This window comes from Clostridium nigeriense (genome assembly GCF_050585245.1).
GTDB classification, from domain to species: Bacteria; Bacillota; Clostridia; order Clostridiales; family Clostridiaceae; genus Clostridium; species Clostridium nigeriense_A.
In genome coordinates, this window is record NZ_JBNOOF010000022.1 from 1 (window position 1) to 10080 (window position 10080).

At 31.2% G+C, this 10080-nt stretch carries 17 protein-coding genes; all 17 read left to right on the forward strand.

Annotated elements, in window-relative coordinates; translation table 11 throughout:
- Positions 1 to 1161, forward strand: a 1161-nt coding sequence (locus ACQPUY_RS17325) for a phage minor capsid protein (RefSeq protein WP_430843249.1), incomplete at its 5' end; no start/stop codon positions are given.
- A 6-nt stretch (positions 1162 to 1167) separates the two neighbouring features.
- Complete coding sequence (locus tag ACQPUY_RS17330; RefSeq protein WP_291665258.1) at positions 1168 to 1350, forward strand: CPCC family cysteine-rich protein; 183 nt, start codon at positions 1168 to 1170, stop codon at positions 1348 to 1350.
- A 61-nt stretch (positions 1351 to 1411) separates the two neighbouring features.
- Positions 1412 to 1792 (forward strand): DUF7681 family protein, encoded by a 381-nt coding sequence (locus ACQPUY_RS17335; protein ID WP_430843252.1) that lies wholly within the window; start codon positions 1412 to 1414, stop codon positions 1790 to 1792.
- A complete protein-coding gene (locus ACQPUY_RS17340; protein ID WP_430843254.1) occupies positions 1792 to 2127 on the forward strand; it encodes a hypothetical protein in 336 nt (111 codons plus the stop codon). Before ACQPUY_RS17335 ends, ACQPUY_RS17340 begins: the two co-directional genes overlap by 1 nt.
- A 99-nt stretch (positions 2128 to 2226) precedes the next feature.
- Positions 2227 to 2808: a hypothetical protein gene (locus tag ACQPUY_RS17345; RefSeq protein WP_430843256.1), complete on the forward strand. Its 582-nt coding sequence runs from the start codon at positions 2227 to 2229 to the stop codon at positions 2806 to 2808.
- Positions 2809 to 2831: 23 nt separating this feature from the next.
- Positions 2832 to 3740 carry a capsid protein gene (locus ACQPUY_RS17350; RefSeq protein WP_430843258.1) on the forward strand — a complete coding sequence of 303 codons (909 nt, stop codon included), beginning with the start codon at positions 2832 to 2834 and terminating at the stop codon, positions 3738 to 3740.
- Positions 3741 to 3751: 11 nt separating this feature from the next.
- Positions 3752 to 3985, forward strand: a complete 234-nt coding sequence (locus ACQPUY_RS17355; RefSeq protein ID WP_430843260.1) for a hypothetical protein — start codon at positions 3752 to 3754, stop codon at positions 3983 to 3985.
- A gap of 31 nt (positions 3986 to 4016) precedes the next feature.
- Positions 4017 to 4379, forward strand: coding sequence for a hypothetical protein (locus ACQPUY_RS17360; RefSeq protein ID WP_430843262.1), 363 nt, complete (start codon positions 4017 to 4019; stop codon positions 4377 to 4379).
- Position 4380: 1 nt separating this feature from the next.
- Complete coding sequence (locus tag ACQPUY_RS17365; RefSeq protein WP_430843264.1) at positions 4381 to 4704, forward strand: hypothetical protein; 324 nt, start codon at positions 4381 to 4383, stop codon at positions 4702 to 4704.
- Positions 4704 to 5087 carry a hypothetical protein gene (locus tag ACQPUY_RS17370; protein ID WP_430843266.1) on the forward strand — a complete coding sequence of 128 codons (384 nt, stop codon included), beginning with the start codon at positions 4704 to 4706 and terminating at the stop codon, positions 5085 to 5087. The genes ACQPUY_RS17365 and ACQPUY_RS17370 overlap by 1 nt, the downstream gene beginning before the upstream one ends.
- On the forward strand, positions 5087 to 5470 hold the full coding sequence (locus tag ACQPUY_RS17375; RefSeq protein ID WP_430843268.1) for a phage tail terminator protein: 384 nt from the start codon (positions 5087 to 5089) through the stop codon (positions 5468 to 5470). Before ACQPUY_RS17370 ends, ACQPUY_RS17375 begins: the two co-directional genes overlap by 1 nt.
- 10 nt (positions 5471 to 5480) lie before the next feature.
- Entirely contained in the window at positions 5481 to 5936 is a 456-nt protein-coding gene (locus ACQPUY_RS17380; RefSeq protein ID WP_430843270.1) for a phage tail tube protein, read from the forward strand.
- An 11-nt stretch (positions 5937 to 5947) separates the two neighbouring features.
- Positions 5948 to 6289: a hypothetical protein gene (locus tag ACQPUY_RS17385; protein WP_430843272.1), complete on the forward strand. Its 342-nt coding sequence runs from the start codon at positions 5948 to 5950 to the stop codon at positions 6287 to 6289.
- A gap of 31 nt (positions 6290 to 6320) precedes the next feature.
- Entirely contained in the window at positions 6321 to 6611 is a 291-nt protein-coding gene (locus ACQPUY_RS17390; protein WP_430843280.1) for a Gp15 family bacteriophage protein, read from the forward strand.
- A gap of 49 nt (positions 6612 to 6660) precedes the next feature.
- On the forward strand, positions 6661 to 9246 hold the full coding sequence (locus tag ACQPUY_RS17395) for a hypothetical protein (protein WP_430843274.1): 2586 nt from the start codon (positions 6661 to 6663) through the stop codon (positions 9244 to 9246).
- A gap of 13 nt (positions 9247 to 9259) precedes the next feature.
- Positions 9260 to 9610: a DUF6711 family protein gene (locus ACQPUY_RS17400; RefSeq protein ID WP_430843276.1), complete on the forward strand. Its 351-nt coding sequence runs from the start codon at positions 9260 to 9262 to the stop codon at positions 9608 to 9610.
- 11 nt (positions 9611 to 9621) lie between these two features.
- Positions 9622 to 9918, forward strand: a complete 297-nt coding sequence (locus ACQPUY_RS17405) for a hypothetical protein (protein WP_430843278.1) — start codon at positions 9622 to 9624, stop codon at positions 9916 to 9918.
- The last annotated feature ends 162 nt before the right edge of the window (positions 9919 to 10080 follow it).

The window sequence follows — 10080 nt, forward strand, 5'->3', positions numbered from 1 at the left end:
CCAGGAGCAGTACCACAAGAAAATAACTTCTTTGGAGTTAATGAAAAGAAATTAGAAGCTTTAATATCTACAGTAAATAACGATTTAAATAAAGCTCAATACTCAGTTCTTAGAAAGATGGATGATGTATATAGACAAACTATATTTAAAAGTCATATGTACTTACAGAATGGTGCTAAAACATTATATCAAGCTATAGATATGGCTACTAAAGATTTTTTAGATAAGGGTATTAACTCTATAGAGTATAAAAATGGTGCTAGAGTAAATATTGCTTCATATGCAGAAATGAGCTTAAGAACTGCATCACATAGAGCAACATTACTAGGGGAAGGCAAAAAGAGAGATGAATATGGAATACATTTAGTAGTTGTTTCAGCCCATGGGAATACATGTAGACTATGTGAACCATGGCAAGGGCAGATATTAATTGATGATATATTTAGTCATCCTAGTAAAGAGTATATAGAGCAATATAAAGATAAATATAAGTTATTAAGTGAAGCCATAGAAAAAGGATTATTGCATCCTAACTGTAGACATTCATTAATAACTTATTTTGAAGGTATAACAACACTTCCTAAAGTACCAGATGGTAAAGAAGCTATAAGAGTATATGAAGCAGAACAAAAACAAAGGGCTTTAGAAAGACAGATTAGAAAGTGGAAAAGGATTGAAGCAGGATCAGTATATGCTAAAAATGTAAATGATGCAGCTAAGAGAGTTAAGGAACTAGAATCTCAATTAAAGAATCACTTAGATAATAATAAAGAGTTAAGAAGAGCTCCACAAAGAGAAACAGATAAAATACCTATTGATAAAGTTAGTAGTAGTGATAAAATTATAGATAGGAAATGGTTAAAAGCCAACTTCTCAACACAAAAGAAATATGATAGACATATAGAGAAACACTTATCAGAGTATGGTGATATAACACCAGAGGATTACTTGAATACTGCTAGAGATTTATTAGCAGCTCCTTTAAGTGATGATATAGAAGGATTTATTAGTGAAGCTAATTTCATTTATAAATATAGACATAGCACAAATGATCTTGCTATAGGTAGAAATGATAAGAATGTAATCTCTACACTGTATAAACCGATTAAAGGTTATGAAGAGTTTACAAATGAGAGAAAATTATTTGAAAAGAAAGGATGATATTTTATGGAAGATGATTTCATTATCAAATGTCCGGTATGCAGTAATGATGTAGAATGGTTTGATATATGCGATAAATGCAATTGGCAAAATGGAGGTCCAGATAGAAGTGATGACTATACTGGTGGTAATAAAATGACATTAAAAGAAGCTAGAGAAGCTTATAAAAATGGTGAAAAGATTATTTAAAAGCACTTACTAAGTAAATGGTAGGTGCTTTTATTATGCTTAAATTTAAGGAGGAAAAGGAATGGAAAGAATATCAACTATTCAAAAAAGAGAAAAATTAAATGAGGTTTATGCAGTAGATGAAAAGGGAAATGGTGGAGCTAATCATAAGTATGTGATTTCTTATGAAGTATTCCCAGTTGGTAAACCGAAAGAAACTCATGAGATTGCAACTATTCAACTTCAAAATGGAGCAAGAAAAGAAGAAAATTCAATTCATGGAGTAATTGATACAGATTTATTGGAAATAGTAAGACATAGGCTTCAATGTTTCCAAATGGGGCCTTTTGCAAGCAGAGAGAATGCTTGTGCTTTAACTCATATAGAGGAAGCCCTTATGTGGATGAATAGAAGGGTTGAGGACAGAATTGAAAGAAATGTATTAGGAAGGAATGAAAAGTAATGCCTAAGTATAGAAAGAAACCAGTTGTTATTGAAGCTATTCAATGGACAGGAAACAACCTTAAACAAGTATTAGAATTTTCCAATGACTTATATATATCAGATGATAATTTTACATTAAAGGTGGAAACACTAGAAGGAGTAATGACTGCTAATAAAGGTGATTACATTATAAAAGGTGTTACTGGTGAATTTTATCCATGCAAGCCAGATATATTTGAACAGACATACGAGTTAGCAGATAAAGAAGTTGTCGAAACAGCTAAAGCTGTAGTGGATGCAATTAACAAAATGCAAAGACAGACATTAGCTAGTAGCAGCATATTAAATATTTAAGTCTTAGGAAACTAAGGCTTTTTATTATGCCCAAAACGTGCTTAAGGCTTTAAACTGTGCATGGAAATAACAGCCGACAGGCTATAAATGGAGGTATTTATGTTTTTAAAACATCTAAGAATGAGTAGACTTATGGAAGCTGATAACGGAGCAGGTAGTGGAGCAAATACCGGTGATGTGGAAACTACTGAAACTAAAACAGATGCGAAAGAAACTACTCAAGAAGAAAAGACTTTTACTCAAGCTGATGTTGATAAGTTAATTCAAGAAAGAGTAGCTAGAGAAAGAAAAAATCAGTTATCTAAAGAAGAATTAAAGGCTTATAACGAGTGGAAAGAAAGTCAAAAGACAGAAGAAGAAAAGAAGAATGAAGCTTTAACTAATGCTGAAAAAGCAAGACTTGCAGCAGAAGAAAGAGCAACAGCACTTGAAGCAAAAGTAACTTGTTTATCTAAGGGAGTTACAGCAACTTCCGTAGATGATGTAGTTATATTAGCTAAGGCTATGGTTACAGAAGAAGTAACAATTGAACAGGCTATTGATAAGGTGCTAGAAAAGTATCCAAGTTTTAAAGTAGAACAGCAACAAGAAGAACAAAAAGGTTTTGTAATTGGTGCTGGTAGTCAAAAACAAAAAGAAAATACTAATGATGCTTTAGCAAGAGCATTTGGTAATAAATAAAAATAAGAAATGGAGATGATTAAATGGCAACATACAGTTATGCTGAACAATTTGAAAGAGAATTACAACAAAAATATGCAAGAGAAATGACATCATATGCATTAGAACAATCTAACCCACAAGTTAAATTTATTAATGCACAAACTATTAAATTACCTAATATCACAGTAAGTGGGTATAAGGACCATAATAGAAGTAATATGGGCTTTAATACAGGAACAATATCTAATGATTGGGAACCAAAGAAGCTGGCACACGATAGAGATATAGAATTTGCTTTAGATCCAATGGATATAGATGAAACCAATTTAACTTTAGAAGTAGCTAATATCCAAAATGTATTTGAAACAGAGCAAGCTATTCCAGAAAGAGATTCTTATAGATATTCTAAGTTATATTCAGAAGCTAAGACTTATGCTTCAAATGGAGCTGTAGTAGATACTACTACAACATTAACTACAGCTAATATTTTAGATTGGTTTGACACTCAAATGGAGAAAATGGATGATGCAGGAGTACCATCAGAAGGAAGAATACTTTATGTTATTCCTTCAATTCATAAAATGCTTAAGCAAGCAGAAGGATTAACAAGAAATGTTGATGTTAATTCAAATAACGGGAAAATTGATAGAAGAGTTTACTCTTTAGATGATGTAAACATAGTAAAAGTTCCATCTGGTAGAATGAAAACTAAGTATGAATTTACTAACGGATGTGTTGCTGCAGGAGATGCAAAACAAATTAATATTATACTTATTCATCCATCTTGCCAAGTAACTAGACGTAAATACGCTTATATGAAGTTATTTACTCCTGGTACTGATTCAAGAACAGCTGATAAGTATGTATATCAAACTAGAGAGTATGGTGATACATTCTTAATTAAGAATAAAGCGTGTGCAATTGCTATTAATGCAGAAGCAGAAGGATAGGAGGACATAGTATGAAAGCTGTAATGGAAAATAAGGTTTATACAATAGATGAAACTCAAAAAGCTATGTATCAAGCACAAGGATACGATATTACTGAAGATGATGGAACTATAATAGAATATGGAGCAGGTAAGTCCGTTGCATATGTGGAATATAGAGCTTTAGAAGAAAAGGTTGCAAAGCTAGAAAAAGAAAATAAAAAATTAAAAGAAGAAAATAAGGAATTAAAGAAGGGTGCTCAATAGTATCCTTCTTTTAGTTTAAGGATGTGATTATATGTCTTATGTAGACAGCACATATTATGAAATATCTTTTGGAGGAACGATTATTCCAGAGGATTCTATAGATATAAAATTAGAAAGAGCATCAGATCAAATTGATACACTCACTTATAACAGAATTGTTGGAATAGGATTTGATAACCTTACAGAATTTCAAAAGGATAAGGTTAAAAAGGCTGTATGTATACACGCTGAATTTATAGAGCAGTATGGAGCATATATAGATACACCTTTAAGTGCTTTTAGTGCTGGTAGTACATCTGTTAGTTTTAATACGAATAAGGTTAATGGAATAACTACTACACAAGAAGTATTAAATTATCTTAAGCAAACAGGATTAACTTGTAGGAGGTTATAGTATGGGATTAAAATTGCCATTTCCTAAATGGTTAGCTAATACACCTATAGAAGTATGGTTTGAAGGAACTAATACAGATGGTGATTATGAAGAAGAGATAATATTTGAAGGTAAATGTATCTATACAGATAAAACTAGACAAGTTCTTAATGCTGAAAGGCAATTAATTAATCTTAGTGGTAAGGCTGTTATTGAAGGCTCTATTTATGATGGACCATTTGAAGGTTATGTAAAAGTAAATGGAGTAAAGAAAAAGATTTATTCTATTGAAAGACCTTTAAATCCAGATGGAACAGTATTTAGCACGGAGCTTAGTTTACAGTAATGGGTGTAAGAGTAAATATAAAGCTTAATAATGCTAAAATCAATATCCTTATTGAAGCACATAAGAAAGCTTTAGAGATGACAACAGAAGCAGTATTAAGCGATATAAAAACAAGTACTGTAGTTCCTAAAGATACAGGAGAACTTGAAAGAAGTAGCTTTGTAGATTTATCTGAAATAAAGAACTCTATAGCTAGAGTAGTATTTGATACACCATATGCAAGGCGTTTATATTGGCACCCGGAATATAATTTTAGACAAGATAAAAATGCCAATGCACAAGGTAAGTGGATGGAAGCTTATTTAACTGGAGATAAGCAACAATTTATTAAAGATACTTATTCTACATTCTTTAAGCAACTTAGTAAGGGGTTGATACATTAATGTTATTAAGTGAGATAAGAGAATATTTAAAAACTAAAATAGATAGTCCTCAATGGTACTTAAATAAGGTTGGGAATAAGGAAGAAAGTATTACAATTTATAATACTACTGGTCCAGCTCCAAGAATAGCTTTAGGAGGTTTAGAGCAAACAAGCTACACCACTAAGGCTATTTCTATTTTAGTACATTGGGGAAAAGATAGTAATAAAGCTGAATTAAAAGCACAAGAAGTTTATAATGCTTTCTTTGGTCAAGTCGGTTTAATTGGAGGCAAGAGAGTCAAATTGTTTAAGATGAAAACCGATAGCCCTATTTATGTAGGTATTGATTCAGAAGGCATTATTGAATATGTAATTGAAACAATAATTTATTATGAAAGGTAGGTAATAATATATGGCATTTACAGGAGTATTTCCAGTTTATAATCTTAAATTTAAGGTTGGAACTAAAGGAAAGGCAAGCACAGATGAAGATATGGCAGTTATAGCTGAAATGGAAACATTCTCTATTAGTATAGATGGAACAGTAGAAGAATGGACACCAATGGATACAGCAGGTTGGGCAAGAAGCTTAATGACAGGTAAGAAGTTTAGTGTTAGCTTAAACGGAAAAAGAAATGTTGGAGATAAGGGAAATGATTATGTAGCAGCTATGGCATGGAAAGATGGTTTAGATTGTAGTACAAAAGGAGAAATAGAGTTTCCAGATGGTTCTAAAGTAAAATTTGATTGTGTTATCAATGTTAAAAATGTTGGTGGTGGAGATAGTACAAATGTTGCACCACTTGAATTCGATATGCAAGGTGATGGAAAACCAGTATACACACCAGTAAGCTCAATAGGAGTATAGGAGGATAAATTATGGCAAGAGTATATGATATTATATCAAGATTAGAGAATGGTAATCAAAAACCAGTAGTAAAAATAGATGAAGATCATGAGTTTAAAATAAATAATAGTAAAGCAGCTGCTTTTAGAATAATGGCTTTAGCAGATGATGAGAAAATAAAAGAAGATGAAAGACTAGAAGGAATAATTAAAATTGGATTAGGTAAAGAAGCTTTTGAGTATATTGAAAGCCTTGATTTAAGTATGCCTAATTATAACTTAATCATAAGTGCAATAATGGCAGCTATAGGAGATGTAGATATAGAAGAAATAGAGGAAGAAGCTAAGAAAGCTAAAAAGAAGCCCAGAAAATAAATGGTATGACATAATAGAAGACTTTGACTTAATAGAAGCTTCCTTTGCTATGCAATACGGAATAAGGCTTAGAAATGATGATATGTCATGGAGTGAGTTTTGTACTTTATTAACTGGAATAATGCCTAAGACACCACTAGGGGAAATTGTTTCTATAAGAAGTGAAGAAGATAAAGACATGCTTAAAAACTTTACTAAAGAGCAACATAAAATAAGAAATGATTGGAGAAATAGAGTGAATCCAATAAGAGATATGTCTAATGAAGAAAAAGAAGAAAAAATGAGGGAGTTCCAAGAAATAATTATAAAAGCATTTGGATAAGCACTTAGTTTCCTAAGTGCTTTTTATTATGTATGAAAGGAGGAATAACATGAGTGATAGTGTAGGAAAGATAAGTTTAGACTTAGAGATACAGAGTGATATAAGTAAGCAAATATCAAATGTATCTAATATAATTGGAAACAATCTAAAAAAATCTTTAAATAATAGTATGAAAAGCACTTTAGAAAATGTGAATTCAAGCACTAAAAAGACAATGAATAATATTACAAGCAATATAAATTCATCAATGAAAAAATCTATGTCTAATATAGCTAAGACTATGAAAAGTATTTTAAGCAATATAAAAATGCCTAAGATGAATATTCCTAAGCCTACAAGCTTTTCTACTCCTAAGTCAGCAGAAACTGGAACCAATGTTAGTAAGAGAGGACCTCCTATTAATAATGAGGTATTGAATTCTCAAATTGCTAATGTCACAGCAACTTTAGATAATGTTAACGCAAGGATAGAACAACAGAAAGAGAAGTTAGCTCAACTGAAAGAATCATATAATAGTACTTTTAATAGTGTGAGGAAAAATAAAATACAAGAACAGATACTAAAAACTCAATCTAGCATTAATAAATTAATAGGACAATCTGATAAATTGGGATTTAAGTTAGCTGATTTAGACGGTAAGCTTGCGAGTTTAGGAAATGAAAGTGTTAAGACAGGAAATAAATTAGGATTATTTAATAGCTTATCTTCTAAAGGAAGTAGTTTGAGTAAAAGACTAGGTAATTCTATAAAAAATTCAAGTGGAAGTATGAAGTCATATAAAGCAGGTATAGGAAGTACTATAGGACAAATGTTTAAATGGATGATAATTCTACCTATGATTGTTAAAGGACTTCAAGCTATGGCTACAGGTCTTTATAACAATTTAATGACTAATGAACAGTTTTCAAACTCTTTAGCACAAATAAAGTCTAATTTAATGATTGCATTCACCCCAATATATGAAGCTATTTTACCAGCTATAAATGCTTTAATGAGTGCTTTAAGTGTGGCAACTCAATATATAGCAAGTTTTATAAGTGCTATATTCGGTAAGACATACGAACAAAGCAAGCAAGCTACACAAGGATTAATAGATGCTAAAAATGCTATGGGAGTATATGGAGATAGTGCAAAAGATGCTGGAGAAGCTGCAAAAGATGCATTAGGTTTAGCAAGTTTTGATGAAATAAATACACTTAATTCTAATAATAACTCATCTGGAAACAGTGGAAGTGGAGGAAGTTCAAGTATTCCTCAATTAGTTACACCAGCATTAGATACATCAAGTGTTGATAGTGCAATGAAAAAGCTTACTGATAAGATTAAATCATATTTTAAAACATTTAATTTTGATCCATTGATACAATCATTTAATAGACTTAAGAAATCAGTAGAGCCTATAGTTAATAACTTAGGAAAAATTATTAAATGGTTTTTAGTAGAGATACTTGATCCTTTAGCACATTGGACTATATCAGATTTATTGCCAGCCTTTCTTAATTTAATAGCTGGTGCATTAGATTTTTTAAATCCAATATTAGAAGTATTTATGAGTTTAGGTTCTTGGTTATGGGATAGTTTCTTACAACCAATAGCAAGTTGGACAGGTGGAGTTATAGTATCAGTATTAAATGGATTAGCTGATATATTAAGTAGTATTGGAACTTGGATTAGTGAACATAAACCTATTGTAGAAACATTTGTAATAATCTTAGGAAGTTTTGCAATTGCATGGGGATTAGTTACGTTAGCTTTAAATGCAATATGGGTAGCTGCTGTAGCTTGGAATGCTATATGTGCTATATCAACAATAGCAACAACTGCTTTTGGAGCCGCGGTTGCATTTTTAACAAATCCTATAACATTAACCATAGTGGCAATAGGAGCTTTGATTGCAATAGGGGTTCTTTTATATAAGCATTGGGATGTTGTAAAAGCTAAAGCAATTGAAGTATGGAATGGAATAAAAGCTAAATTTGAAGAATTTAAAAATTGGCTTGGCAATGTATTCGCAACAGATTGGTCACAAAGGTTTGGATTCTTTGGAGATATATTAAATGGCTTCTTAGCAAATGTAAGGAACATATTTAATAGTGTTAAGCAAATATTTAGTGGAATAATAAGCTTTATTTCGGGAATATTTACAGCTAATTGGAGTAAAGCATGGCAAGGAGTTGTAAGTATATTCTCTGGAATAATGAGTGGATTAGATGCAGTAATGAAAGCTCCACTTAATGCAGTTATAAGTTTAATAAATGGAGCTATTAGTGGATTGAATAAAATATCTGTAGATATACCAGATTGGGTACCCGGATTCGGAGGTAAAACTTTTGGATTAAGTATACCTAAAATACCTATGCTTGCAAAGGGAGGATTAATAGATTCTCCTACATTAGCAATGATAGGGGAAACTCACAAGAAAGAAGCAGTAGTACCATTAGAAGGTGATGCTAAGGCGTTAGGTTTAATAGCAGATAAACTTATGGAGAGATTAGGGGGAACATCATCTAATAATAACAATTTTGGAGATGGAGATTTAATATTACAAATAGATGGTGCTGTAATAGGTAAGGTAGCTCTTAAGCAATTGAGAAGGATGCAAAGACAAGGAAATATAACTTTAATACCAACATAAAGGAGTGGTGATATTGATAAAGATTAATGGAGTAGATATTGCTACTCCTAAGACTTATGAAGCGACAGTGAGTGATTTAGATGGAGAATCTAATCGTAACGCAAATGGAGAGCTTATAAGAGATAGAATAGCAGTAAAAAGAAAATTAAATTTAGAATGGGGACCATTAAAACAATCTGAAATACAAACATTACTTAATGCTGTAAGTAGTGTTTTTTTTACGGTTACTTTTCCAGATCCTCAATCTGGAATAATAACTAAAACAATGTATGTAGGAGATAGAACTGCTCCGGCATATATGTATGATGAAGAAGCTAAAGAAGTTAAATGGCAAGGTCTGAAAATGAATTTTATAGAGAAATAGGAGGAATATTTATGTTTATAAGAAAAAAGACATTATTAACTATGATTGAAGTATTAAAGGGAGAAGTAATTAATCTTAAACAAAAAGTATCAGAACTTGAAGCTTTAAATAATACAAGAAAGATTAATTTCAATATTAATGGTAAAGAAATAGGAACAATCACAGCCGAAAAAATTTATAAGGCTAACACTAAACCTATATTAAGCTGTGATAGTAAGGGGAATATAACTATTAATGGGGAAATAGCTGTTAAAGGTAAAAAGAATGAAGCATTAGCAGAAGGGGAAATTGTTAATGAAATTAAGTAATGAAAAGTTAGTTAATAGCATAGGTGTTTTAAGTAAATTAACAAATATGGAGTTACCTATTAAACTAAGCTATGCATTTTCTAAAAATATAACAAAGATAGATAGAGAATTAACTGCTTATAATAAAGAAAGAGAGAAACTTATTAATAAGTATGGAGAGAA